The sequence below is a fragment of the Gemmatimonadaceae bacterium genome (assembly GCA_020846935.1).
In the GTDB taxonomy this organism is placed as follows: domain Bacteria; phylum Gemmatimonadota; class Gemmatimonadetes; order Gemmatimonadales; family Gemmatimonadaceae; genus RBC101.
This window is the reverse complement of record JADLCY010000011.1, coordinates 133133-158975: the sequence shown is the minus strand read 5'-3', so window position 1 is coordinate 158975 and position 25843 is coordinate 133133. Positions and strand designations below refer to the sequence as shown.

At 67.7% G+C, this 25843-nt stretch carries 24 protein-coding genes and 1 tRNA gene; 9 read left to right on the top strand and 16 right to left on the bottom strand.

The annotated features are described in order from the left end of the window. Positions 1–3 precede the first annotated feature (3 nt). The 6 genes from IT361_13205 to rpsF form a co-directional block, all read right to left on the bottom strand. A complete protein-coding gene (locus tag IT361_13205; protein ID MCC6318632.1) occupies positions 4–3276 on the bottom strand; it encodes a PD40 domain-containing protein in 3273 nt (1090 codons plus the stop codon). Continuing rightward, positions 3273–3650 carry a ribosome silencing factor gene (gene rsfS, locus IT361_13200; GenBank protein MCC6318631.1) on the bottom strand — a complete coding sequence of 126 codons (378 nt, stop codon included), beginning with the start codon at positions 3648–3650 and terminating at the stop codon, positions 3273–3275. Before rsfS ends, IT361_13205 begins: the two co-directional genes overlap by 4 nt. A gap of 335 nt (positions 3651–3985) precedes the next feature. Beyond that, complete coding sequence (locus tag IT361_13195; GenBank protein MCC6318630.1) at positions 3986–4429, bottom strand: 50S ribosomal protein L9; 444 nt, start codon at positions 4427–4429, stop codon at positions 3986–3988. Positions 4430–4480: 51 nt separating this feature from the next. Next, positions 4481–5524, bottom strand: a complete 1044-nt coding sequence (locus IT361_13190; GenBank protein ID MCC6318629.1) for a DUF2232 domain-containing protein — start codon at positions 5522–5524, stop codon at positions 4481–4483. Positions 5525–5540: 16 nt separating this feature from the next. Next, on the bottom strand, positions 5541–5768 hold the full coding sequence (locus tag IT361_13185) for a 30S ribosomal protein S18 (protein ID MCC6318628.1): 228 nt from the start codon (positions 5766–5768) through the stop codon (positions 5541–5543). A 2-nt stretch (positions 5769–5770) separates the two neighbouring features. Beyond that, positions 5771–6133, bottom strand: a complete 363-nt coding sequence (gene rpsF, locus IT361_13180) for a 30S ribosomal protein S6 (protein MCC6318627.1) — start codon at positions 6131–6133, stop codon at positions 5771–5773. A gap of 409 nt (positions 6134–6542) precedes the next feature. Here rpsF and IT361_13175 point away from each other — a divergent pair, with 409 nt between their 5' ends. Then, positions 6543–7304 carry an SOS response-associated peptidase gene (locus tag IT361_13175; protein MCC6318626.1) on the top strand — a complete coding sequence of 254 codons (762 nt, stop codon included), beginning with the start codon at positions 6543–6545 and terminating at the stop codon, positions 7302–7304. 148 nt (positions 7305–7452) lie between these two features. On the opposite strand, the gene ychF is transcribed toward IT361_13175, so the two are convergent. Continuing rightward, positions 7453–8715, bottom strand: a complete 1263-nt coding sequence (ychF, locus tag IT361_13170; protein MCC6318625.1) for a redox-regulated ATPase YchF — start codon at positions 8713–8715, stop codon at positions 7453–7455. Positions 8716–8723: 8 nt separating this feature from the next. Between ychF and IT361_13165 the strand changes: the two genes are divergently transcribed. Then, positions 8724–9176, top strand: coding sequence for a four helix bundle protein (locus tag IT361_13165; protein MCC6318624.1), 453 nt, complete (start codon positions 8724–8726; stop codon positions 9174–9176). On the opposite strand, the gene IT361_13160 is transcribed toward IT361_13165, so the two are convergent. From IT361_13160 to IT361_13125, 8 genes are all read right to left on the bottom strand, one after another. Then, entirely contained in the window at positions 9094–9738 is a 645-nt protein-coding gene (locus IT361_13160; protein MCC6318623.1) for an aminoacyl-tRNA hydrolase, read from the bottom strand. The genes IT361_13165 and IT361_13160 overlap by 83 nt on opposite strands. A gap of 14 nt (positions 9739–9752) precedes the next feature. Further along, complete coding sequence (locus IT361_13155) at positions 9753–10406, bottom strand: 50S ribosomal protein L25/general stress protein Ctc (GenBank protein MCC6318622.1); 654 nt, start codon at positions 10404–10406, stop codon at positions 9753–9755. Between the two features lie 78 nt (positions 10407–10484). Further along, positions 10485–11438 (bottom strand): ribose-phosphate pyrophosphokinase, encoded by a 954-nt coding sequence (locus IT361_13150; protein ID MCC6318621.1) that lies wholly within the window; start codon positions 11436–11438, stop codon positions 10485–10487. Positions 11439–11548: 110 nt separating this feature from the next. Beyond that, a tRNA-Gln gene (locus IT361_13145) sits at positions 11549–11619 on the bottom strand. Between the two features lie 53 nt (positions 11620–11672). Further along, complete coding sequence (gene ispE, locus IT361_13140) at positions 11673–12566, bottom strand: 4-(cytidine 5'-diphospho)-2-C-methyl-D-erythritol kinase (GenBank protein MCC6318620.1); 894 nt, start codon at positions 12564–12566, stop codon at positions 11673–11675. Further along, positions 12563–13570, bottom strand: a complete 1008-nt coding sequence (locus IT361_13135) for a flippase-like domain-containing protein (GenBank protein ID MCC6318619.1) — start codon at positions 13568–13570, stop codon at positions 12563–12565. The genes ispE and IT361_13135 overlap by 4 nt, the downstream gene beginning before the upstream one ends. 2 nt (positions 13571–13572) lie before the next feature. Further along, the gene (locus tag IT361_13130) at positions 13573–15123 is read right to left on the bottom strand and encodes a hypothetical protein (protein MCC6318618.1); all 1551 of its coding nucleotides are present in this window, start codon (positions 15121–15123) and stop codon (positions 13573–13575) included. A 51-nt stretch (positions 15124–15174) separates the two neighbouring features. Beyond that, positions 15175–15912 carry a pyridoxine 5'-phosphate synthase gene (locus IT361_13125; protein ID MCC6318617.1) on the bottom strand — a complete coding sequence of 246 codons (738 nt, stop codon included), beginning with the start codon at positions 15910–15912 and terminating at the stop codon, positions 15175–15177. A 92-nt stretch (positions 15913–16004) separates the two neighbouring features. Here IT361_13125 and IT361_13120 point away from each other — a divergent pair, with 92 nt between their 5' ends. Then, positions 16005–16433, top strand: coding sequence for a hypothetical protein (locus tag IT361_13120; protein MCC6318616.1), 429 nt, complete (start codon positions 16005–16007; stop codon positions 16431–16433). A gap of 73 nt (positions 16434–16506) precedes the next feature. On the opposite strand, the gene mce is transcribed toward IT361_13120, so the two are convergent. Beyond that, positions 16507–16917, bottom strand: a complete 411-nt coding sequence (gene mce / locus IT361_13115) for a methylmalonyl-CoA epimerase (protein MCC6318615.1) — start codon at positions 16915–16917, stop codon at positions 16507–16509. A 78-nt stretch (positions 16918–16995) separates the two neighbouring features. Here mce and trxA point away from each other — a divergent pair, with 78 nt between their 5' ends. The 6 genes from trxA to IT361_13085 all read left to right on the top strand — a co-directional run bounded on the left by trxA (position 16996) and on the right by IT361_13085 (position 25808). Next, positions 16996–17325 (top strand): thioredoxin, encoded by a 330-nt coding sequence (gene trxA / locus IT361_13110; GenBank protein ID MCC6318614.1) that lies wholly within the window; start codon positions 16996–16998, stop codon positions 17323–17325. 198 nt (positions 17326–17523) lie between these two features. Next, complete coding sequence (gene rsmI, locus IT361_13105) at positions 17524–18297, top strand: 16S rRNA (cytidine(1402)-2'-O)-methyltransferase (protein MCC6318613.1); 774 nt, start codon at positions 17524–17526, stop codon at positions 18295–18297. A gap of 62 nt (positions 18298–18359) precedes the next feature. Further along, positions 18360–19025 carry a DUF4159 domain-containing protein gene (locus IT361_13100; protein MCC6318612.1) on the top strand — a complete coding sequence of 222 codons (666 nt, stop codon included), beginning with the start codon at positions 18360–18362 and terminating at the stop codon, positions 19023–19025. Beyond that, positions 19022–22564: a hypothetical protein gene (locus IT361_13095; GenBank protein ID MCC6318611.1), complete on the top strand. Its 3543-nt coding sequence runs from the start codon at positions 19022–19024 to the stop codon at positions 22562–22564. The genes IT361_13100 and IT361_13095 overlap by 4 nt, the downstream gene beginning before the upstream one ends. Further along, entirely contained in the window at positions 22551–24419 is a 1869-nt protein-coding gene (locus IT361_13090; GenBank protein MCC6318610.1) for a hypothetical protein, read from the top strand. The genes IT361_13095 and IT361_13090 overlap by 14 nt, the downstream gene beginning before the upstream one ends. A gap of 144 nt (positions 24420–24563) precedes the next feature. After that, positions 24564–25808: an asparagine synthetase B gene (locus tag IT361_13085; protein ID MCC6318609.1), complete on the top strand. Its 1245-nt coding sequence runs from the start codon at positions 24564–24566 to the stop codon at positions 25806–25808. Positions 25809–25843: the final 35 nt, after the last annotated feature.

Sequence of the window (25843 nt, the reverse complement as noted above, 5' to 3'; positions counted from 1 at the left end):
GCGCTAGAACGACTGGCCCAGCGTCCACATCCAGTAGCCCTTTGCGCCGGGTCGATCGAGCGGAATGGCATAGTCCCAGCGCACGAGGGCGAAGCCGAACAGGTTGAGGCGAATGCCAGCCCCGTAGCTGCGGAGCATGTAGCGAGAACGCGCCTGGTCGTAGCCCTCCGGCTTTCGGAACGACACCGACTGACCGCGTGACCACGCGATGCCGGCGTCGTAGAAGAAGAGGCCGTCCACCGGTGGCAGCGAGATCGGAATCAGGCCCAGGTCGAAGCGACGCACGAGCGGGAAGCGGAGTTCGGCGTTGGCAAAGGCGACCCGGGATCCGAGCAGTTCGGTTGCACTGCAGGCGCTCTGGTCGTTCACGAGGCCACCGCAGAACTGCGAGAGATACTGTTCGCGATCATAGCCGCGCACGAAGTCCGGCCGGCCGATGTACTTGGGGAACGCGCTCTCGTCACGGCCGACGCCGATGTTGGCCTGCGTGCGCCAGGCAAAGGTGAGGAAGTTGAAGAGCAGCGGGACGTACTTGCGGTAGTCCGCGGTGAACTCGGTCCAGCGCAGCTGTCCGACCGACGGTTCGACCTGGAAGCGGAAGCGTCGACCGGAGATCGGCGCGGTGTAGCCAAAGAGCGCGTTGTCGGACACGTACGCGAGGTACGGTCCCACATAGCTGCGACTCTGGCCGTTGATCACCTCCGTCGTCACGAAGTCGGAGGCAAAGCCCAGGCCGTAGTCGACGAGTCGCTGAATCCGCTGGACGGATGAGCTGAGATTGGTCGCGTTGACGCCGAACTCCCAGCGCGAAAACCGGTTGCGCGGCCGCATGCCGATGGCGAACCCCTGCCGCACGATGTAGCGCGCGATGTCATACGACTGAACGATGCGTGGCGTGCCGTTGCCGACCGGTTCCTCGCTGTAGCCGTTGAGGAAAAAGATCGGGGTCTGCGCGGCCCCAACGGTATACTGCAGGCGGTTCGCAAGATTCGTGTAGGCGCCGTACGCATAGGCTTCGCTCAACCGGCCGTTGATCTGGCCGGCAAGGGCCAGTCGGTTGTTGCCCAGCATGTCGCCGAGCACGATCGCCGTGCCGCCGAACAGCCCGCGGCCAAAGTTGTCCTGTGCGTAGCCGACGCTTGGCCGTGCGATGTATTCCGGCTGCAGGCCCGGTTTGTAGGCGTACTGGCGGAAGCGCGTGGTGTCCGGCAGGGCAAATGTTGCGCTGTCGAGCAGCGCGGACACCGAGATCGGCGCGTTCCCCGATCGCTCGCTGGAGGTCGGCACATCGGCCGACGGGCGGATCCCGGTCGCGGAGCGATACACGGACACCACGTCGTCCTTGGTCGTATCGGCGGCGCGCGCGGCGCTTGCGATCGCGCGCAGCATGTCGCCCGCCGCGTCCGTGTTGGGGCGCGCGTTGGTCGGGCGATCGACGGGGCGGGTCGGGCTGGTAGCAGCCACGGTCACCGGGGTCTCGCGGTAGGGCTCCTTGCGGAGTCGGCGGGGATTGGCGACGGCCCAGACCGTGTAGTCACCGTTCTCGTAGTACGTGAACGCGAGTTTGTCCGCGCCACGCGCCCAGGTGATCGCTGGTGAATACTCGGAGAACGACGACACCGCACCGATCACGTTGGTGAGCTGGAAATGCTCTTTTCGGTCGAAGTCGTACAAGAAGACGTTGGAGATGCCGGTCCGGTCGGAGATGAACGCCAGGGACTTGCCGTCCGGCGCCCACATCGGGTTCAGGTTGAGGCCCGCCTGCCCGGGGATGACGTCGATGCGACCGGACGCGATGTCGTAGGTCGCGATCTGCCATTTCTGGAACTTGAGCACGTCGAGATCCGTGCCGGCGCCGCGATCAGTGGCGAACGCGATCGTCTTTCCGTCCGGCGACCACTGTGGCATCATCTCCGCGTGCTTGTCGTTGGTCAGCTGCCGCAGCTTACCCGTCGCCACGTCGATGATGAACAGGTCGTGGATGCCACTGTCGTATCCCGAGACCACGATCTGGCTGCCGTCCGGGCTCCAGGACGGGTTCATCACCACGTCGAGCGGGAGCTCGTCGAACGTCCGGGTCACCCGGCGACGCTGCACGTCCATTGTGTACAGCACGTCCTTGCCGTTGCGCTGCGCCGTGAAGGCGAGCGTGCGGCTGTCCGGCGAAAACGCGCTCTGCGAATAGAGCAGCCGCAGTTCCTCGAAGTCGGGATCGAGCGCCGACTTCACCAGTCGCTTGATGCGCTTGCCCGTCTCGCCATTGCCCAGCCAGAGGTCGGGGAAGACTTCGCCGCGCAGGTAACTCCCGAGCGAGATGAAGGCGATGTACTTGCCATCGGGTGAAAACGACGGTGCAACGAACAACTGCGCGATGCCACCGCTCTTGCGCTGGCTCAGCAGCGCCTCGGAGAACTTGCGGGCGCGGTCGAGTTGGGCGATCTGCGGCAGGTGCTTGACCTGCATCGCTTCGCGCCACTCGTCACTGAGTTCCTCCAGGGACAGCCCCAGTTCGCGCTTGAACGCGCGCTCGACGCCGACGTTGGGCGTGGAGTTCAGGATCTCGCCGATGACATCGTCACCCCAGCGCTCGCCGATGTACTCCCACAGCGCTTCACCAAAACGATAGGGGAAGAAGCGATCGGGGTAGTCGGTCATGAGCTTGATGGTCGGCAGCGACCCGTTGAGTGCCGCGTCGCGCATCCAGCTCTGTGTCAGCACGTGCTTTGGACCGAGCGACAGGTACTCCGCCATGCCTTCCATCATCCACAGGGGCGGTTGCACCTGTGCCAGCGTCTGCAGGCCGTTGCCGGCACGACCGCGCGCGAAGATGTCGTACTGGAATCCATGCACGATCTCGTGCGCCAGTACGTGCTCGAACGACTGGAAGTCTCCGGTGAACGGCAGCAGGATGCGGTGCCGCAGCGCTTCGGTGACGCCGCCGGTCCCTTCACCAAGGTCCCCGGTCACGTTGTTCTGCCCGAAGTCGGTGCGTGAGCGGAACAGGATGAGCGGCTTCTTTTCCCGGAACTGGTGGTTCAGCAGCCGCGAAAGTCGCGCGTACGAACGCTCGGCCATCCGCGCCGCATCGTTGATGATGTTCGCTTCTTCGGGGTAGTAGTGCACGAGGAAGTGCTCCGTCTCGAGCACCTTCCAGTTGAACTTGTCGAACTGGACCTGGTTCTGGCCGAAGTAGAGCTGGGCCTCGGCCCGGGTGGCTGTGGCAAAGACCGCCATGGCCAGCAGGAAACGGAGCGAGGCGAACGGACGGATCTTCATGCGGAAGCTCCTTGCGACGCGATCGGGACGATCGTGGCATCTCCCCACAACCGTTCCAACTGGTAGAAACTGCGGAGCGTGGGATGAAACAGGTGGACGACGACGTCGACGAAATCGACGAGCACCCACCGGCCCTGCGTCACGCCCTCGACATGGTGCGCGGCGTTACCTTCGTGTTTCATGGCCTCGGCGACGTGCTCCGCGGTACTCCGGACATGCGTATCGGAGGTGCCGCTGGCGATCACGAAGAAGTCGGTCATGTCGGTCACGCCATTGAGGTCGAGGATCACGACGTCCGTCGCCTTGTTGTCGAGGCAGAGCGCCGCGATGCGCTGAGCCAGTGCTGCCGAGGTGGTGCGATTGCTCGATGCCATGCGTGAGAGCGGAGGGGCCCGTCGGCTCCCGGAGCGGCGAGGTCCGCCGCAGCCAGGCCCCCGGTCACGAGGGCGCCATCGCCAAGCATAATGCGCCGCCCTCGTCCCAGCGACACGCAGAAGGGAGCGGCACCCTAGCCGCGTGCTGAACGGCGCTATCGCGCGGCCACGCCGCGGCGCGGACCTGCCCGTGCCTACGCCTGGCGCGTGACGGCGACCGCCTTGGAGACGCCGCGCACGGCGACCTGGCGACGACGCGCACGACGACCTCCCCGGACGCACGCGGGGCGCGGACCTGCTGGCCCGCGCCCCGTGCGCCTGATGTGCTGCCTCGATCAGGCCTTGATGACCCAGACCTTGATTTCGGGCTTCACATCGGCGTGCAGCTTGATCGGCACGCGATAAACGCCCAGCGCCTTGATCGGCTCGTGCAGGTCGATCTGCCGACGCTCGACCGTGAACCCCTGCGCCTCGAGCTGGTGTGCGATGTCGGCCGCGGTGACCGAACCGAACAGCTTGCCCTCTTCGCCGACGCGCGCCGAGAAGGTGAGTGACACCTGCTCGAGCCGCGTCGCATGCGCTTCGGCGTGTTGCCGACGCTCGGCCTCGGCGGCCTCGAGCCGCGCCTTCTCCTGCGCAATGCGCCGCTTGTTGCCTTCTGTCGCCTCGACGGCAATGCCGCGCGGCAGCAGGAAGTTCCGGGCGAACCCGTTGGACACCTTTACCAGGTCGCCCGGGTGTCCGAGCGAATCAACCGCCTGTCGAAGAATGACTTCCATGAGAGTGCTCCACTCGTTATGCAGCGCTCCCGCGGGAGCGCCGGTAGTTGCCTATCCGGCGGGCCGCAGGCGGCCGCGCCAATCGATCCACGTGTCTGCGAGTCCGAGTCCGAGCGAGAAGATGCCCACCACCGGGCCCGCCAGGCACGCCGCCACGACCAACAGCACCGGGGTCGGTCGCCCAGGTGCGAGAAACCACGACAGTACGCCGAGGCCCCGAAGGGCATACAGCGCACCGAAGAACACCACCAGGTTGAGCCCGATCCCCTTCGCCTCGCCGAGGCGAGGCAGCACGAGCAGGGTCACGCCGAGCACCACGCCCCAGATCAGCTGGTCGCTGAACCGAAACTCGGCCAGCGGACGCAGGAGCGGTCCGATGCGTGTGCGGCTGGAACGGTGGAACACCGCATACGCCAGGGCAAGCATGGCCAGCGATTGCAACCCGAGCAGGGCGGGGAAGATGCCGATCGAGGTGCGTGCGATCGTCGGCAATTGCGCCTCTCCCTGTTCAACGACATCTGCCGCCCCTGGAAAGCGCTCGACGAAGGAACGCCACTCCGGCGTCCGTGCCCGCGTTTCGTACTGGTCGCTCACCTGCGCCAATCGCCGCGCGAACTCATCGCTCACCGAGCGCCCCACGTCCTGGACCTCGGCGGAACCGACGGCCAGGATGCCGAGGGACACCGCGTACGCGATCGCCGTCGCGGCGAGTGCTCGAGGAAAGAATGTGCGGCGCGGATCCATCCACGACACCACGCCGAAGGCAGCACCGACCAGCAGCACCCACCCACGGCTCAACGGATCGAAGCTCGGGGCACTCGGAGGGCTCATCGACAGCATCCAGACGGCGAGCCCACCCCATGCGACAAACATCAAAAGGCGGCCGCCCAGCCACCACGCCACGAGGCCGCAGGCGGCCATGGCGGGTCCGAGGAACAGGATGGTCTGCTCCACCGGAACGACCAATCGCAACTGCGCAATCACCGGAATGCTCAGGGCCAGCACCATGGCCACCAGCAGCCGGAACCAGCCGCGTGGCGCCGGCGACGTCACCGGAATCGGTGACGCCGTGGACGGTGTGGTCGGAACGGTCACGGCGTTGGCCCCGTGATCAGGCCGCGCCCTGATGGCCGCGGAGGTACGGAATCAGCGCCAGATAGCGTGCGCGCTTGATGGCCGTCGCGAGTTGCCGCTGATGACGCGCGCAGACGCCGCTCAGTCGGCTCGGCAGGATCTTGCCGTGGTCGGTGATGAAGCGGCCGAGCGAACGGTCGTCCTTGTAGTCCACGTAGTGGACGCGGCCTTCGCAGAACGGGCAGGATTTTCTGGGTCGTCGCATGGTCAGTCCTCGTCCTCCTCTTCTTCCTCGCGACGCTTGGCGGCCGCGAGTTCTTCCTCGGTCTGCGGGGGCGCGCCGAGTTCGTGTTCGTGCAGGGTGATCAGGTAGCGAACGACGCCGTCGTCGAGCTTGAGCGCGCGCTCGAACTCGGGCAGGTGCTTGGCATCGGTGAGGAATCGCGCGAGGACGTAGTAGCCCGTCTCGCGGCGGCCGATCTTGTACGCCAGCTGGCGTCGGCCCCACTGCTCGACCTTGATCTCTTCGGTCGCGTGGAGGAGCGCGTGATGTCGCGCAATCTTCTCCTGAATGGCGGCATCTTCGAGCGTGGAGTCGAAGATGTAGACCGCCTCGTACTCTCGAGACACGGTTGGCAAACCTCCCTTTGGTCAGTTTCCGCCTCCCGCCGGTTGCCTCGGGGGGAGGAGGGTGAGTTGTCGAGCCGAACAAGTTAAGGCGTTGCGGGGCGGAAACATAGGGGAGGAGAGCGTGGGGCGCTGGCTGTGTGCCTCACCCGCAGGTGCATGGGCTCGCCGCTCGCGCGCGAGGCCACCACGAACCCCCGACGCGCCCCACCCGCATGGGCTCGCCGCGAGACCTCAACGGCGGTACGGAGCACGTGGCGTCTCACCCGAGGTGCATGGGCTCGCCCGCACGACGACGGCGACGCGACCACAAGGGGCGCGCCCTCGGCCCGCTGGTACAAGGGCTCTCCCACCCGGACCCATGGTCGATGCGCCGGGCTGGCCAGCGGCCGCGCCGGGCGCCGTGGTTGCCATGCGACGTCTCGCCGTTGCCTCGCGACGCACTCGCGGCCACTCTCAGGCCATGTGCGGTCGATTCGGCCTCTCGCGGCCCGACAAGCTCAAACTCGAACGCTTCGGGATCGTCGGGCTCCCCGAGGGCATACGGCCTCGATTCAACATCGCGCCCGGGACCCCCGCACTCGTCGTGCGCGAGCGCAAAGGTGAGCGCGACGCCGGGATGCTCCGCTGGGGCCTGGTGCCGTGGTGGGCGCAAAGCCCCGCCGTTGGCGCCCGCATGGCCAACGCGCGCGCCGACAACGCGTTCACCAAGCCAGCGTTCCGGGATTCGATGCGCCTCCGCCGCTGCCTCATTCCGGCCGATGTGTTCTACGAATGGCAGGCCGTTCCCGGCTCCAGGCGCAAGCAGCCATGGGCGATCGGGCTCGGGTCCGGCGAACCGTTCGCGCTCGGCGGACTCTGGGACTTCTGGCGACCGAAGGACGGGGGAGAGGGCCTCGCCACGTTCGCCATCCTGACGACCGCGCCCAACGCGCTCCTCGCGCCGATCCACGATCGGATGCCGGTGATCATTCCGGCCGACCGTTACCTCACCTGGCTCGACCCGCGCACGCCGGATCCCGGCGTCGCCGAGTTCGTCCGCGCGTTTCCGTCCGAGCTGATGAAGGCGTGGACGATCTCACCGCGCGTGAACAAGGCCGATGAGGACGACGCGGGACTGCTCGAGCCGGCGTCGCCACCCGTCACTCAGAACGAGCAGCTCGAGCTGGGCTGACACCGATGGCTCGACGCGCTCCGCGGCTTTGCGTGTGCCTTCACCCTCCCGCGAGCTTCGGGTGGCCGAGCCCTGGCGAGGACGATGTGACGTCCTGCTGCGTCGATGGCCGTGAATGCGTGGAAGAACTGGCGCCCGCGCCGCGTCACTAGACGTTGAAGCGGAAGAGCATCACGTCGCCGTCCTTCACGAGGTACTCCTTGCCCTCCGAGCGGACCGCGCCCTTCTCCCGTGCCTCTTTCCAGCCACGCAGCGCTACGAAGTCCGCATAGCTCACCGTTTCGGCGCGAATGAACCCGCGCTCGAAGTCGGTGTGGATCACGCCGGCCGCTTTGGGCGCCGTGTCGCCGAGGTGGATGGTCCACGCGCGCACCTCCTGCTCGCCTGCCGTGAAGTAGGTCTGCAGCCCTAACAGGTGGTAGCCGGCGCGGATGAGTCGATCGAGGCCCGCCGACTCGATGCCCAGGGATCCGAGAAACTCCCGGCGCTCTTCCGGCGAAAGCTCCGCCAGTTCCGCCTCGATTTTCGCCGAGAACGTCACGACCTCGGCGGCTTCTCCGCTCGCCGCCACCGCCGCGCGCAACGCACGGACATGTGCGCCCTCTTCACCGCTCAACTCGGCATCGGTGACATTCGCCGCGTACAGTACCGGCTTGAGCGTCAGGAGCTGCAGCGGCGCGAGCAGCGCGCGCTGACCGGCGTCGAGCGCCGCCTCGCGGAGCGACTTTCCTTCGGCGAGCGTGCGGTTCGCCACTTCGAGCACCGGGAGTTCCGCCTGCGCGTCCTTGTCGCCAGACCGCGCGGATCGCTGCACCTTGTCGAGCCGCTTCTCGACGGAGCCAAGGTCGGCCAGGGCCAGCTCGAACTCGATCACCTCCCGGTCACGAACCGGATTGACGTCCCCCATCACGTGCGTGACGTCGGGATCCTCGAAGCACCGCACGACGTGCACGATCGCGTCTGTCTCCCGGATGTTGGCGAGGAACTTGTTGCCGAGTCCTTCGCCCTGCGCCGCCCCCTTCACGAGGCCGGCGATGTCCATGAACTGCACGACCGCGGGAACGGTTCTCTTCGGCTGCACGACCTCGGCGAGACGGCCAAGCCGCTCGTCAGGCACCTCGACCATCCCGACATTGGGATCGACGGTGCAGAACGGATAGTTCGCCGCCGCGGCCGCGGCGGACGAGGTCAGCGCATTGAAGAGCGAGGACTTGCCGACGTTGGGAAGTCCGACGATACCAAGGGAGAGCACGAGTGGTTCGCTGAGAGTCGAGGGCCGTCGCGACGTACCGAGGGCGACGCGCGGCCTGGGTGACTTCGCCGCGCGAGAGGCGCGCAGCCGCCGCGTCAGGCGGAGAAATGTATCAACCCGGGAGGGAATGGGTGTGCGGCCGCGGCGGCGTGCTCGCATTCTTCGGCATGTCTCCCCATGAACGACTGATCGCCTGGCAAAAGGCGCATGAGTTCACCGTGGTCACCCTCTCGGCGCTCGATCGGCGAAGCGGCGCGCGCCACGAGGCGCTCGCCGACCAACTGCGACGGGCCGCGATCGCCGTTTCGGCCAACATCGTCGAAGGATCTGCCCGGTCCTCGGCGACGGAGTTCGCCGCCTGCCTGTCGATGGCGCTCGCTGCGGCCCGCGAGTCAGGCTACCTCGTTCGGCTGGCGGCCGACCTCGAAGCCATTCGTACGTCGGAGCGGGCCGTACTCGAGGCCAGATGCGAGCAGGTGTGCCGCCTGATCGTCAGCCTCCTCCGGCACATCTCGGCACGCCCGGACAGACCGTCGGTCAGTCGGTCGGCGGCGGCTCGCGCTTCCCGCGCGGCTCCCCGGCATCGTCCGGCTTCTCCGGGGCCGCCGGACGACGATTGAACGCGTTCATCGCGGCCAACACGCCCTGACCAACCCATGTGTCCACCAGGCCCTCGAACTGCGGCAAGAGTTCGCGGACGCGCGCCCGTTCCCCGCGGCCGAACGCATCGAGCACAAAGTCCGACAGGACGCCGACCTCACGATGCTCGGCCTCGGGCCGGATGCCGATGCGCAGTCGGGCGTAGTCCTGGCTGCCCACCGCCGCCTCGATCGACTTGAGGCCGTTGTGGCCGCCGGCGCTGCCGCTGGCGCGCAGGCGAAACCTGCCTAACGCCAACTGCACCTCGTCAGCCACGACCAGCAGGTCGCTGGCCGCCGACCACGTCTCCCGCCGCACGAATGGCCTCAGCGCCGCGCCGCTCAGGTTCATGTACGTCTGCGGCTTCATCAGCCGGACGCGGTGCGGGCCCCGGCGGCCGTCCGCCACCAGGGCCTCGCCATCCTTGCGCCAGGCGTCGAAACGCCAAACGTCGGCCAGGTGGTCCACGACCCACCAGCCGACGTTGTGGCGCGTTTGTTCGTACTTCCTGCCCGGGTTGCCCAGGCCGACAACGAGTTTCACTCGTCAGGCGGGCGCTACTTCTTCTCCGGTGTCTCGTCCTCGGCCTTGGCCTTGCGGATGAGCTCCGGCTCCGTCGGGCTCGCACCCTCGACCGGGGCCGCCGCTGCCTCTTCCTTCGGCGCCGAGACGATCATGATCGTGCCGGTGCCTTCGTCGAGGACTTCGACGCCGTCCGGCACCTTCACCTCGCTCACGTGGATCGAGTGGCCGATGGTCACTTCGGTCACGTCCACTTCGATGCGGCTCGGGATATTCGCCGGGTCCACGCGGCACTCGAGTTCCTGCAGGACCTGCGTCATGATGCCACCGGAGAGGCGCACGCCCACCGAGGTACCGACGAGCACGATCGGGATCTTCACCACGACCTTCTCGCCCGCGACCAGCTCCTGGAAGTCGACGTGGATCACCGCACGCGAGAGCGGGTGACGCTGGATGTCGCGAATGAGCGTTCGGGCCGCCGCGCCGTCGATCGCAAGATCGATCACCGTGGTCTCGGCGTTGATGTGGCCCAGCAGGCGAGAGAGTTCACGGGCATCGAGGCTGAGGGCCAGCGGTGCACGGGCACGACCGTAGATCACGGCCGGGATGCGCCCTTCGCGGCGCAGGGAACGGGACACGCCCTTACCGGTTCCGGTACGGGCGGCAGCGGACAGGTTGGCAGTTGCCATGGGTCAGACTCGAAAGATCCTGGGGTGAATGCCGGTCCCGGCGGACGCCGGAGCGGAGGTGCGGCCCAGGCCGCACCGTCAGTCGAACAATGAACTCACACTCTGCTCGCTGTGCGTAAAGCGAATCGCCTTCGCGAGCAACTCGCCGACGGAAAGCACCGTCAGGCGATCGAACCGCTTGGACGCGTCGAGGGCGATCGTGTCGGTCACCACGACTTCCCGAATCGGCGCCTCGCACAGCCGCTGGACCGCGGGACCGGACAGCAGCGCGTGTGTCGCGCACACGTAGATGTCCTTCGCCCCAAGCTCCTTGAGGGCCCGCGCGGCTTCGGAAACGGTCCCCGCCGTATCGATCATGTCGTCGGGGATCACGCAATCCTTGCCCTCGACCTCTCCCACCACGTTCACGACTTCAGACACATTTGCCGACGGCCGCCGCTTGTCGATGATCGCCAGCGTGGCGTTGAGCTTCTTGGCGAAACTGCGCGCCATCTTGGCCGACCCCACGTCGGGCGCCACGATGGCCAGGTCCTTGAGCTGCTTCTTCTTGAAGTGATTCATGAGCACCGGTGCCGCGTACAGGTGGTCGACCGGTTCGTCAAAGAATCCCTGCAACTGGTGCTGGTGGAAGTCGATCCCGAGCACGCGATCGGCTCCCGCCCGTTCGATCATGTTGGCCACCAGCTTGGCGCCGATGGCGACGCGCGGCTGGTCCTTGCGGTCCTGCCGCGAGTAGCCGTAGTACGGCATCACGCAGGTAATCCGTGCGGCCGAGGCCCGCCGCGCCGCATCGATGAGGAGCAGCAGCTCCAGCAGGTTCTCCGCGGGCGGGTTGGTCGGCTGCACGATGAAGACGTCGGCGCCGCGCACATTCTCGTCGATCCGCACGAAGATCTCACCATCGGCGAATCGCGTGAGGGTCACCCGTGCCAGCTCGACCCCGAGGTTGCGCGCGATCTCCTCAGCGAGCCCCCTGTTGGCCGTCCCCGATAGCAGCTTGAAACCGCGGAGCACGCCCGGCAGGTGATCCATTGCTGTGGAGTCTGTAAACGTAAGTAGGACAACGAACTACGCGCAGCAAATGCGCGGCGGTGCTGCGGAGTGATCCCTGGGTAACGTGTTCCCGCGGGCGCGGACGCCGATTGCCCCCGGTGGATTCGAACCACCATTCTCGGATCCAAAGACCGATGTCCTGCCATTGGACGAGGGGGCAGAAGCCCCTCAAGCTAGTGGCCCGCCGGGGCAGGCTCAACGGACACCCAGTCGTCAGGTCACCACGACCGAGCTCACCTCCGTACTCGTCCAGGTCGGGCGGCCAGAAAACCCCTGCGGCAGGGGGATGGCCGGTTCGCGACCGTCGTACAGCGCAAACAGCGTGGACCCCGACCCGCTCATGCGGACGACGGCGACCCCGCCTGGGCCGCGATGGGCGTCGAGCGCCGTGAATGCGGCCCGCAGCTCCGGGAGGCGCGCGAAAACGATGGGCTCGAAGTCGTTCCCCGATAGCGCGTCCAGCGCGGGCCAGCGCCCGAGGGCGTCCGCCGCGAGGATGGTGCTTCCGGCCGGGAAGGGCTGGCGTTCTGTGAGCCAGGTGTAGGCATCCGCGGTCCGTACGCTGAACGGCGCCGCCACTACGAGGCAGGCGCGACGTGGCGGGGCCGTCAACGCAAGGAGGCGATCACCGCGGCCCCAGCCGAGGGCCAACGCCGATCGCTCCTGCGTGAGGAACGGAACGTCAGCACCCAGCGTGCCGGCGATCTGGAGCAGGCGCTCGTTTGCCAGCGGGCGCGGTGCCAGGGCGTTCAGGCAGCGGAGCACCGCGCCTGCGTCCGCGCTGCCTCCGCCCAGACCTCCACCAACCGGAATGTGCTTCTCGACTTCGATGGCGAAACCGGTCGCCCACGATGCGGCCTCGGTGAAGGCCATGGCGGCCCGCCAGGCGAGGTTCTGCTCCGTGGGACCGAGCCCCTCGTCAGGGATCGCGGGACCGTGGCACCGGAGCGACCGACCGCTGGTGTCGAGCCGAACGGTGACCGCATCGGCGATGTCGATGCGGCAGAAGAGGGTCTCGATCTGATGAAACCCGTTCGCCTCACGCGCGAGGACGCGGAGCGCGAGGTTGACCTTGGCCTGGGCCGCGACGGACGCGGTGCGGTTCACGCGGCCTGTTGCTGCGCCGAGCCCAGGTCTCTGAAATGGAGGCCCAGGCGGCCGAAGTAGTAGAAGCCGAACACCGTGATCGGGATGAACGCGATGAAATGGAAGGCGAGTGCCCAACTGACGGCGAGTCCGGAGGGCACGCCGTAGAGCGCGAGCCCGGCCTTGGCGAAGAACTCGAACACGCCCACGAAACCCGGGGACGACGGCGCGGCCACGCCGATGGCAATGAGCGAAGCGACGAAGATGGCCGCCCAGAACGGCACGTCCATCCCCACGGCCAGAAAGCCGATGTAGAACGCGAGTGCGTTGACGAGCCACATCACGGCCGCCCACCACACGATCCGCACGAATCGCCCGGGCGATCGCAACGCGACGAAGCCACCGATCAACGAGTCGAGAATGGCACGGCCGCGGCCATGCAGGCCCGGGAACCGGGCGAACAGCGCGTCGAAGATCCGCGTGAGGAGGCCCGGAAACAGCGCGATCGCGGTGACACCGGCGAGCGCGGTGATCGCGAGCCCACCGGCGACCTGCGCGACGCGCGTCACGGTCCAGCCGTTGATCGTGGTCGTGGTCGGGATGTCGCTGAACAGCATGGCGATCACGAGCAGCACGACCACGACGACGGCGTCGATGATGCGATCGACCGCGAGCGATCCAAAGGCGGTGCCGAACCTGACCTGCGGGGCCTCGCGGGTAATGGCGAACGCGCGCGCCAGTTCACCGGCGCGTGCCGGCGCGACGTTGTTCACCATCATGCCGATGGCGATCGAGCGCCAGAGCGGACCAAGCGGCAGCGCCGCCACGGGTTCGAGGATCACGCGCCATCGCAGGGCACGCAGCGGAAACACGAGCGTGGCGACAGCGCCGGACACCAGCAGCATCGCCGCGCTGGAGTGCCGCAGCACGTCGGCGACTTCCCGCATCGACACGTCACGCAGCGTCCAGGCGAGCAGTGCAACGCTCACGACGATGCCGAGCACACCACGCCAACCGAACTTCATGATTACTCGGACGTCGCGAGGTCGAGGAGGTCGAAGATCTCGCGCAGCGATTCGTCTTCGGCACCACCGCGCGAGCGCCAGTCGTCGCGCAGGGCAATCGCGCGGGCCAGCGCGTCGGGGCCACTGAAGGTGAGCGTCCCGATCTCGACGATCTCGCCCCCGTCGACGTCCGCCGGCGCGAGCAGCGGCTCCCGGTCGAGCGACCGGAACTCCTCGATGCCGGTGCGGAGCAGATCCTGCAGGGCGCGCCCGGTGGGTGCGCTGCGCGCCGCGGTCGGTGGAGCGACCGGCTGCGGCGCTCTTGGTGTGGCGGTGGGCGGTACCTGGACAGGTGGCGTCACGCTGGCGGTGGACGTCGGGGCGATGTGACGAGACCGCGTGACCACGGCGATCCGTCGTTCCAACTCATCCAACGACGGGAAGGGGGTGATGGTCACGCGCGCCGCGGTCGCCAGGGAGTCGAGCTCCGAGGGAGCGAGCAAGTCGCCGGACTCCCCGGCGTCCGAAAAGAACGCCGCGAGTTGGTGGGCACCAAAACTTGCGGCCAGCTTTTCGATGTCACGGACCGTGAGCGCGAGGTCGCGCTGCAGTCGGCGCTTCACGACGTCGTCGACGGCTCGGCGTGCGTCGTCGATGAGCCGTTGGAGGTGTTCGGAACGTGAGAGCAGCTCCTGGTGCAGCCGGTCTTCCGGCCGGCCGGGGGCCGCGGGCGGTTCCACGACATGCGGACCCTGGTCGGCATAGAACAGCTGCTCGATGCGGACCACCGCCGGCGCGGCGACCGGGGGTGTCTCGGTGCGGTGCGTGGCGGCGGCGATGCGGGCCGTATCGGCAGCTGCCGGCGTGTAGGTCGGTCCGCGTCGCAATTGCGCGGCCGCGTCGCGGAACAAATGTGCGGCAGCGCCGAACAGCTCCACCTCGTCGTGGGACAACGGGGCGTCGGGCATCAGGCGTCGTGCCGCGTGCTCGACCGCCTCCGCCACGTCGTGCAGGGGCGGGAAGTCGCTGATGCCGGCGATGCCGCGCAGGGTTCGCGTGCGGGAGATGGCATCGTCGAGGGCGCGACGGTGCTCGGGCGAGGCGACAAACGCGTCGAGCTCCGCGGCGATGGCGGCTGCCTGCAGGGCCACGAACACGGGCGTGGTGGACTCCGACGACGGCGGCGTGGCGCGACGGCCTTCGCCCGGGAGAAACCGTCGCAGGTCGGCGACCCGTGCGTCGACGCGCGATTGCTCGCGGTCCGACCAGACTCGGACGCCGCGGACCGCAAACCGAAGGTCGTCCACGGCCCCGCGAAGTGCGCGGTGCAACTCCGGCGTCCACGCAAAGTCCGCGTCATGACTGCGGACCGCGATGTCCTCGAGCACCAGGCTCAGTCCGGCGATCGGTTCGACCTTCGCCATCGTGGAACTGCCACGCAGCGCGCGCGCCGTCGCCAGGAGCGCGTTGGCATCGGGTGCGCCGCGAGCGTCGGCCACCAGCTCGTGCAGCGCATCGATGTATTCGGTGGCTTCGACGAGGTAGAACTCGAGGAGTTCAGGCGAACCATGCATGCGGCGATCGGTGCGGGTGGCGAGAAGTTAGGCGGTGCCTCGCGAGCGCCGCTAGCCGGAGGCCCGCGCGGCGTTCATGGCGATGCGCATCTCGTGGACGGCGGCCGCGAGCCCGACGAACACGGAGCGGCTGACGATGCTGTGGCCGATGTTCAGTTCCTCGATCTCGGCGATCGCGGCCACCGGCGTCACGTTGCGCACGGTGAGGCCGTGTCCCGCGTGCACGTGCAGCTCGAGCGCCGCGCCAGCGGCCGCGGCCTCCTGCAGCGCCACGAGGCGCGCCGGATCATCCGGATGATGGCAATAGCTCCCGGTGTGCAACTCGATGGCCTGGGCGCCCGATTCGTGCGAGGCGCGCACCATGGCCACCGTCGGATCGATGAACAAGGACGCGCGGATTCCGGCTGCCTGCAGTTGTCGCACGGCCCGGGCGATGCGCGCGGGCTCACGCAGGATGTCGAGCCCGCCCTCCGTCGTGACTTCCTCGCGTCGCTCCGGCACCAGGGTGACCTGGAACGGACGCAGCCGCTCGGCGATGGCGAGCATTTCGTCGGAGCATGCCATCTCGAGGTTGAGGACGGTCGAGATCTCGTGGCCCAGGCGTTCCACGTCGGCATCCTGGATGTGGCGGCGATCTTCGCGCAGGTGCGCGGTGATGCCGTCGGCGCCGGCCTGCTCGCAGACGATCGCGGCGGCGACGGGATCAGGCTCATCGGTGCGCCGCGCCTGCCGGATCGTCGCGACGTGATCGATGTTGATGTAGAGCCGCTGAGTTGAAACGAGGGGCATTGTGAAACGTCAGATGGAGTGTTGCGGGCGGACGTTGCCGGCACTTCGGCCCCCCGTTACGTTCGCAAGGGAACCATGGCCTGGAGTCTCACGTGAAGAAGGTAGTCATCCTGGGGCTTCTCGTCGGGGCCTGTAGCCGAACGCCGACGCCTGGATCGCAGCTGACGGGTGCACCGGCACCCCGCCTGGCTGCGGAGCAGTTCATGCGAGCAGTGGCCGCACAGGACCTGCAGGCGATGAGCGTCGTGTGGGGAACTGAAAAGGGCGCGGCGCGTGATCAGCTGGATCGCGCAGAACTCGACAAGCGCCTGATCATGATCCAGACGTGCTACGCGCACGATCGGTTCGCAGTCATGGACGAGTCGCCTGGCCCCATGGGCCACCGCTACGTGAAGGTCAACGTGAGCCGCGGGCGGCGCACCAAGACGCCGAATTTCGAGCTGGTGAAGGGGCCCTCGGATCGCTGGTATGTGCTCGACGCCGACTTTGACGCGATGCAGGAGATGTGCAGGCCTTCGTGAACCCTGGGCGCGCGCGGCGAACGGCGCGCTCAGCCGTTGGTCGGGATCTCCCGGCGGCATCGCTTCAGTCGAGTCAGTATTCGGTGAGCTCGACCAGCACGCCGTGGGTTGATGAGGGATGCAGGAACGCGATGCGCTTGCCTTCGGCACCGAGCCGCGGGGTGTCATCGAGCAATCGCACCCCGGCCGCGCGACACCGCGCCAGCGTTCCCTCCAGATCGTCGACGGCAAAGCACACGTGATGGATGCCGGGGCCGCGCCTGGCGACGAACTTTCCGATCGGGGAGTCCTCGCGCTCTGCTTCGAGCAACTCGACGAGCGACGCACCGGCTGCGAGTCCAGCGATGCGCGCACCATCAGCGTTGTCCAGCGGAACCTCCGGCAACCCCAGGATGTCGCGATAGAACGGCAGAATGTCGTCGAGGGAGCGGACGGCGATGCCCAGGTGGGCGATCGTGGTGCCGCGGCGATCGGGAACGGTCATCGGATGATCGGGATTCATCAGGTCAGACAGGAAACTACTCAGCCGGCGCGAGTCACCTCGCGCTATCAGGAGCGATTGATGGGGAATACCATGGCAGTAACCGACGCGACCTTCGAGACCGAGATCGAGAAGGCCAATGGGCTGGCGGTCGTGGACTTCTGGGCGGAGTGGTGTGGCCCGTGTCGCATGGTGGGACCGATCGTCGAGCAGCTCGCGGGCGAATACCAGGGCAAAGCCAAGGTGGCCAAGCTCGACGTTGACGCCAATCCCAAGACCGGGATGCGCTTCAACATTCGCTCGATTCCGACGATTCTCTTCTTCAAGGACGGAAAGCTCGTCGATCAGGTGATCGGCTTCGCGCAGAAGCCGGCGCTGGACGCGAAGTTCAAGCAGCACATCGGCGCGTAAGGCGCGCGTTGCCTGTGGGCAGCGCGACACGCACCTTTCGCCGGGGGGCCATGCGTCCCCTGGCGATCGTCGTTTCCAGGCCCAGTCCGACCCCGCGCCGTGTCTGATGTCCAACCGCCCACGCGGCCGGATCCCGCGTCTCTTGCGCGTCCCGGCACGCTCTACCTCGTGAGTACGCCGATCGGCAACCTCGGGGATATGAGCCACCGCGCCGTCGAGGTGCTCCGTGCGGTCGACCTCATCTTGTGCGAAGACACTCGGCACTCGCGCACGCTGCTGGCGCACTACGACATCACGACGCCGGTCGAGGCGTTGCACGAGCATAACGAGGCCACGGTTGTTCCGCGCCTCGTGCGCCGGCTGGCCGATGGCGCCAGCGTCGCGCTCGTCTCCGACGCCGGCACGCCAACGTTGTCAGACCCGGGGAGCCGCCTGGTGGCGTCCGCGATCGCGCATGACCTGACGGTGGTGCCCGTACCGGGTGCGTCCGCGGTCCTCGCGGCGCTCTCGGCGTCGGGGTTGGGCGGCGGACCGTTCACCTTTCTGGGCTTCCTTGACCGCAAGGGTGAGGGCCGACGTCGGCAGGTGGGCGCCCTCAGCAGGCTGGAGCACCCCGGCGTACTTTACGAGGCCCCGCAACGCGTGGGGGCGACGCTCGACGACCTCGCCTCGGCGGGCTGCGGCAACCGGCAGGCCGTCGTCGCTCGAGAGTTGACCAAGCAGTTCGAGGAGTTTCGACGAGGAACGGTGGCGGAACTGGCCGAGTACTACCGCGAGGTTCCTCCGCGCGGCGAAGTGGTAATCATTGTGGATGGGCGGGGCCCCGAGGTGCCGGACCCCGCCGAATTACGGCATATGGTGGTTGCCCTGCGCGCCGAGGGCCTGGGAGCACGAGATGTTGCCCGCGCCCTCGTCGAGCGCGCCGGGCTCGCCCGTAATGAGGCCTATCGCCTGGCTCACGAGGACGCATGACTGGAAAGGCCACGTTGGTCGCTCTGTTGTTCGGCACGGCTGCGGTACGGGCCGTCACGCCGATGTTGTCCACAATCCCGGATCCGAGCATTCGTGTCGCGACCGAGCGGCCGCGGCCGATTGCGCGGCTCGGCATCGCGCGTCTGCAGTACGATGGCGGCGGGGACTGGTACGCCAACCCGTCGAGCCTGTCCAACCTGTTGAAAGCGGTAAACGAGCGGACGACGATCCGGGTCGAACCGACGGAAGGTCGGGTCTCGCTGTCGGATGACCGGCTGTACGACTTTGCGTTCCTGCACGCGACCGGGCACGGCGTCATCAAGTTCTCCGACGCCGAAGCCGCGAAGCTGCGGGACTGGGTGCTGCGGGGCGGGTTCCTGCACGTGGACGACAACTACGGGCTCGATGAGTCGTTCCGTACCGAGATCGCCAAGGTGTTCCCGGACCGTCCGCTGCAGGATGTTCCTTTGTCACATCCGATCTACCACCTGGTCTACGAGTTCCCCAAGGGCGTCCCGAAGGTGCACGAGCATGACGGCAAGCCGGCGCGCGGATTCGGGATCTTCATCGGGGATCGTCTCGCGGTGTACTACACGCAGGAGACGGACCTTGGGAACGGGTGGGAGGACGTGGGCACCTACAATGATCCGCCGGAACTGCACGAAGCGGCGCTCCGCATGGGCGTGAATCTCTTCGTGTACGCCGTCACCAGCCGACCGATTCAATGACGCTTCTCGACATCGTGGAAAGGGAACGGCGCGGCGTGGCGCGCCACCTGGAGCTGCTTTCGGGCGCCTGGGTGATGGCGCTTGGGCTCGTCGTGTTGCTGGTGGCCACGTTCGCGCTGGGGAACGCGCGCTGGCTCGAGCTGCCGCGGGTGCTGCCGTTCGTGGTGTGGCTGGCGGTCCTCGCGGGCGCCGTGCCGTTGTACCGGAGGCTGCACGCAAAGAGCCGTGCCGAGTCGTCGATTCAGGCGCTGGCCAAGACGGTGGAGCAGGAGCGGCGGCTTCGCGCGGGCTCGTTGCGCGGCGTGCTCGAGGTGCAGGAAAGCGGCGTCCTGGGTCGTCGCGGCGCCGAACAGATGGCCGAGAAGCTGCACGCCTTTGGAGGCGGCACGCTCATCCCAAACTATCGTCAGCAGGTCCTCAGGCGGCTGGGCGCCGGCGTCGGTGCCGCCGTGCTGGGACTGCTGGCCATGTGGTCCGCCGCGATCGCGGCGCCGGACGGGTTTCGCGCCGTCATCCACCCGGTCGCGGCCTGGCGCGGGACGTTGCTCGGCGCCGTGAGCCTGGGCGAGGTGCCGCGCTCGGTCCTGCGCGGCGAGCGCCTCTCACTCGTCATTCGGGCGCCTGGCCGAAAGGCTGTCGAGGTCGCCCAGCGCGTGACCGGCAGCTCGTGGCGGAGCACGACCATCGCGGTGACCGGAGACTCGGTGATGGTGCCCCTGGGGCCGCTCGATGCGGACCTGGCGATCTTTGCGACCGACGGCCGCAGCACGAGCGATACGGCGGTGGTGAAGGTGTCCGATCGTCCGTTCGTGGGCGACGTCACGGTGCGGGCCAGCTTTCCCGCGTACCTGAATCGTCGTCCCGAGACGGTGCCGCTGGGTGAGCTGGTGCGCGTGCCGCGCGGCACCACGCTGGAGCTCGAGGGCCACTCATCGACCGAGCTGCGCGCCGTGTCGCTGCGCCGCGGCGAGTCGGCCGTGCTCGCGATGACGGTAGCCGGGCGCCGGTTCAACGGACAGCTCGTCGCTGCGACGTCCGGCCGCTACGAGTGGGAGGCCGCGGGTGCGCAGGGACCGATCGCTGATCTGCCCTCGGCCCTGGATCTCGACGTGCTTCCCGACTCTGCGCCCCGCGTCGAGATCATTTCACCGTCGCGTGACACACTCGTCGCCAGCAAGGACACGGTGGCTGTGTCGGTGCTGGCCACCGACGACCACGGGATCGCGAACGTGGTGCTGCGCATCGCTCTGACCAACGGCCGTGGCGAGGTGCGCACGTCGTCGACGCGACCGTTGAGTGGCGCGGCGCAGGACCAGGTGGCGAGCGACCTGTCGATCCCGATGTCGGCGCTGCAGCCCGGGGACGCCATGCGGATCACGGCGATTGCGACGGACGGTTCGCCGTGGCGCCAGGTGGCGCAGAGCCGGGAGCTGGTCCTGCGGCTTCCCAGCGTGACCGAACAGCGCGAAGCCGCACGCCAGGCGGCCGACTCCGCGGTGGACAAGGCACTCGCTGCGGCGAACGCGCAGCGCCAGCTGAACCAGCGCACGGCCGATGCCGCCCGCGCACAGGCGAGGGAGGCGGCGAAGAAGGACAGCACGATGAGCTACGAGGCCTCGGAGCAGGCCCGTCAGTTCGCCAAGGAGCAGCGCCAGCTCGCCGACCGGATGCAACAGGTCCAGGACGCGGCCAAGCAGCTGGAGAAGCAGTTGAAGGACGCGGGCGCGCTCGACAGCACGCTGCAGAACCGGTTGCGCGAGGCCCAGAAGCTGATGCGTGAGGCCCTGACGCCGGAACTCGCGGAGAAGCTCCGCAAGCTCGAGCAGGCGTCAAAGGACATGTCGCCCGAGGACTCCAAACGTGCGCTGCAGGACCTCGCCGAACAGCAGAAGCAGCTGCGCGAGATGCTGGACAAGAGCGTGGAGATGCTCAAGCGCGCAGCGATGGAAGGTCAGATGGAGACGCTGAAGGATGAGGCGAAGGATCTCGCCCGCCGCCAGCGTGACCTGGTGGACTCGTTGCGCAAGGCGGATCAGCAGGCGGAGCAGCAGGCGGCCGAGCAGCTTGCCAGGGAACTGGCCGACAAGGCGAAGGACCTGCAGAAGGACGTGCAGGAACTGCAGAAGCGGCTGCAGCAGGAGAAGGCCGACGCGGGGGCCGAGCGCGTGCGCGAGGCGGGTGAGAAGATCGACGAGTCCCTGCAGAAAATGCAGGAGGCGCTGAACCAGCAGGGGCAGCAGCAGCAAGGCCAGCAGCAGCAGGGGAACAAGTCGACGAACCGTGAGGGTCAGCAGCAGCAGGGCCAGCAGCAACAGCAAGGGCAGCAGGGCCAGCAACAACAGGGTCAGCAGGGTCAACAACAGCAGGGGCAGCAGGGTCAACAAGGTCAACAACAGCAGGGCCAGCAACAGCAGGGGCAACAGGGCCAACAAGGGCAGCAAGGCCAGCAACAACAGGGACAGCAGGGCAAAGGCGGCCAACAGGAGCAGAACCGCACCGGTGCGGGTAATCAGGGCAACGCGAAGGGTGAGCAAAGCGGGAGCGAAGCCGCCGAGAAGGCCGCGCAGTCCATGGAGCAGGCCGCCAACGAGCTGTCCAAGGCCCGCGAGCAGCAGGTGGGCGAATGGAAGAAGGAACTGAGCGGCGAGCTCGATCGCTCGATCCAGGAGATGCTGCAGCTCGCGCGCGAGCAGGACCAGCTGGAGCAGTCGGCGCGCCGAGGGGCGTCGACTGGTGAACTGCGCTCGCAGCAGAGCGCGTTGCAGCAAGGCGTCGAGAAGGCGATGCAGCGCCTGCAGGAAGCCGGCAACAAGTCCAGCCTGCTGTCGCAGCGCTCCATGCGCATGATGGCGGACGCGCAGCGCAAGGTGCAGGACGCGACGCAGCAGACGCAGCGCGCGACCAGCGGCCAGCAGATGGCGAGCGCGATGCGTGAGTCCTCTGAAGGTCTCAACCAGGCGGCGGCGTCGCTGGTGCGTGATCGCGAACGCACGTCGAACGCCAACTCCTCGACCGGCTTTGCCGAGTTGCTCGAACAGTTGCAGCAGATGGCCAAACAGCAGCAGGGCATCAACTCGGCGATGCAGCAGCTGATGCCGCAACAGCAACAGGCGGGGCAGGCGGCGCAGCAGGCGCGCGAGCTGGCGCGCGAGCAGCGCGACGTGGCAGCCCGGCTCGAAGAGTCTGGTGACAAGGACAACAGCGGGCGTGCCGACGAGATGGCTCGCGAGGCGCGCCAGATCGCCCAGCAACTCGAGTCGGGCCAGCTCGATCCGGCCGTGCTCGAACGGCAGCAGCGGCTCTTCCGGAAGATGCTCGACGCCGGACGGCTGCTCGAAGAAGAGGAGCGCGAGGACACGGGGAAGCGCGAAGCAAGGCCGTGGACGGGCACAGCGGTCTACACACCAAGTGCTGCCAGTGCCTCGGGGAAGGCAGCGGAACGGTTCGCGGCGCCCACGTGGAACGACCTGCGTGGCCTGACGCCGGAAGAGCGCCGCCTGGTGCTCGAGTACTTCAAGCGGATCAATGCCAGGCCGTGACGTCCCACCGATCGCTGGACGCGAGACCGTGGAGCGCGAGGTGCAGGAGGCTCGGCGCCTGAGTCGGCACGCCGGGCCGAAGGCGGGCGCGGCATGGCGCCGCGCCCTCCTGGTGATTGCGATGCTGGCGTGCCTGCGTCCGCGGGATGCGGTCGCCCAGGCTGGCAACACCGCCGAGGCGGCGCTGGTTCGAGCGCTGGACCTCGAGGGGGACAACAAGTGCCGCGAGGCGATTCCCTTGTTTCGGCAGGCGGTCCAGGTCCCTGATCCGACCGGCGCGATCCTGGGCCTCGAGCGCTGCTACAGCATCGTCGGACGGCCGGACTCCATTCTCGCGCTGCTCGACACGTTGCTCGTCCAAAAGCCCGGCGATCCGACGCTGCGCACGGTGCAGCTGCGCACCCTGAGCACCGTGCGGCGCGACGCCGACCTCGCCGCCGCGTTTCAGGCCTGGATCGCGGTGGCACCGGCGGAGGCCACCCCGTGGCGGGTCTACGCGCAACTCATGCTCGACAACGGCCGGGCCATGGCCGCCGATTCGATTCTGCGGGGCGCGGCCGTGGCACTGGGGAATACCAGGGCGCTGGCCTCGGAGTTTGCCCAGATGCAAGCCGCGCTTGGTCTCTGGGTCCCGTCGGCTCGGAGCTGGCGAAGCGCCGCCGAGTCACTCTCGTACCTGGAGCAGGCGGCCGTGTTCTCGCTGATGCCCGTTCCGGTCACGGCGAGGGACTCGATCCGCGACGTGTTCACCGCCGCGCCGGCCACGCTTGGTGCACGACGCATCCTCGCGGGTCTCGAACTCAGGTGGCACGCACCGCGGGACGCCTGGCGCGTGCTGAGCGAATTGCCCGTCACCGACAGCACCGTCGCGGCGTGGATCGTGTTCGGTGGCGAGGCGGAGTCGGAACAGTCGTGGCTGACGGCGCGCGACGCGTACGCCAGGGCGGCCGCGGCGCGTCCAAACGATCGAAAGCTTGCCCTCCGCGCGGCCTCGGCGGCCATGACGGGCGGCGACCCGCGCTCGGCGCTGGATCTGCTGGCGCCCCTCGCGCCGGTGACGGACCCCGCGGTGTCCGCCAGCGCACTGCTGCTGCAGGTGCAGGCCCTTGGCGCACTCGGGCGCCCGCAGGCCGCCGAGTCGGTCCTCACGGCCAGAGGGCAGGGGCTCGATGCCCCGACGTCGAAGTTGGCGCAGCGCGCGATGGCGTGGGCGTGGATTCGCGGTGGCGACCTCGCACGTGCCAACGCCGCGCTCGATTCCGCCGGTCGCGAGACCGATGAAGGGGAACGCGTCGCGGCGTGGATCGCGCTCTACCAGGGCGACCTCGCGACGGCGCGCCGCGGGCTGCGGCGTACGGACGAGCCGTCCAACGATGTGGTGACGGCGATGGCGTTGTTGTCTCGCACGCGCGCGGACAGTTCACCGGCGGTCGGCCGGGCGTTTCTGACGCTGGCCCGCGGTGATACCGCCATCGCGGCGCGCGAGTTCGAGCAGGTCGCTGGCACGCTGAGCGATGCCGCGCCGTTCCTCACCGGAGTGGCGGCGCGCCTGTTTCTCGCCACGCAAGACACGGCGCGGGCCATCGATCTGTGGCGCGATCTGTTGCAGCGCCAGGAGCAGGCGCCCGAGGCCGCCGAGGCTGACCTTGCGTGGGCGCGCGTGCTGCGGGTGCGTGGTGACAGCGCCGGTGCCGTGCGCCATCTCGAGCACCTGATCCTCACCTGGTCGCAAAGCGCCCTGGTGCCGCAGGCGCGCCGCGAACTCGACATCCTGCGCGGCGCGATTCCCCCGAGCGCTGCCGCGGCCGCCTGGTCGGACGAGCGTCGGCGAACGGTCGCCGCCGATGCGGCGTAGCTCCAATGCATGGCGTGGTCCGTCGCACGGTCGCGCTGTGGTATACAATCCGAGTGCGCGCTCCGAATGACTCTCTCCCTGTTGCCCGTGCAGCCTCGACGCCCGCTCCACCGCGTGTCCCGTTCCTTGGGACGCGCGGTCCCCATCCTGCTTGCCCTGCTGGCGCTGGCTGGCCGTCCGGCCCACAGTCAGCAACTGCTCGTGCCGATGGACGACGCACAGACCAACGCACTCAAGGCCTACGGCCTCACGTTCAACGCGCTGCGTGACGGCAACAAGGCCGAGTGGTTGATCAACTACCGGGGCGGCTCGTTCCTGCTCCCCGATACGCCCGAACTGCGCAAACGCGCGACGCTCGACGGGATCACGTTCGAACCGCAGGCCGCCGCGCAGGTGGCGGCCATCCGGGCCCAGATCGCAGGCTCGAACATGGACGCGGTGTCGCTCGAGCGCGCACCGCGCATCGCCATCTACAAGCCCCTCAAGTCGCCGCCGTGGGACGACGCGGTGACTCTCGCCCTCCGCTACGCCGGCATCGAGTTCACGTCCATGTACGACGAAGAACTGATGAACGGCGACCTCTCCAAGGTCGACTGGCTCCACCTGCATCACGAGGACTTCACCGGCCAGCTCAACAAGTTGTACCTTGGCTTTCGCGACACGCCGTGGTTCATCGAACAGCGTGAGGCACAGCTCGCCGTGGCGCGCAAGCTCGGCATGCCCAACATCCCCGCACTGAAGAAAGCGGTGGCGGAAAAGATGCGACAGTTCGTGGAGCGGGGCGGCTTTCTGTTTGCGATGTGTGGGGCCACCGAGACGTTGTCGCTGGCCATCGCGGCCCATTCGACGGACATCGCGGGCAGCTTTGCCGACAATACGCCGGTGGACGACAATGCGGACCAGAAGCTCGACTGGGAGCGTTCGTTTGCGTTCCGCGGCGTGCACCTCGAGCCCTCGCCTTTCGTGAACTCGATGAGCGACATCGATGGGCATCAGGTCAACGTGCCCGGGCGTCGCCAGCCGTTGGGTCAGTTTTCGCTGTTTTCGTTCTCGGCAAAGTTCGATCCCGTGTCGAGCATGCTGGTGCAGAACCACCGCACCGTCATCCCTGACTTCTACGGGGTGACGACGTCGTTCTCGAAGAGCACGCTCAAGCCGAACGTCACGGTGCTGGCGCAGGAAGAGGGCGCACCGTGGGTGAAGTACCTGCACGGCGACTATGGCAAGGGCTCATGGACGTATCTGGGCGGCCACGACCCGGAGGATCCCCAACACAACATCGGCGCGGCCCCGACCGACCTCGCGCTGCATCCGAACTCGCCCGGATATCGGTTGATCCTGAACAACGTGTTGTTCCCCGCCGCCAAGAAGAAGCCGCTCAAGACCTGAGCTGAGGACCGACGGAAGGGCGGTGCACACCAGTC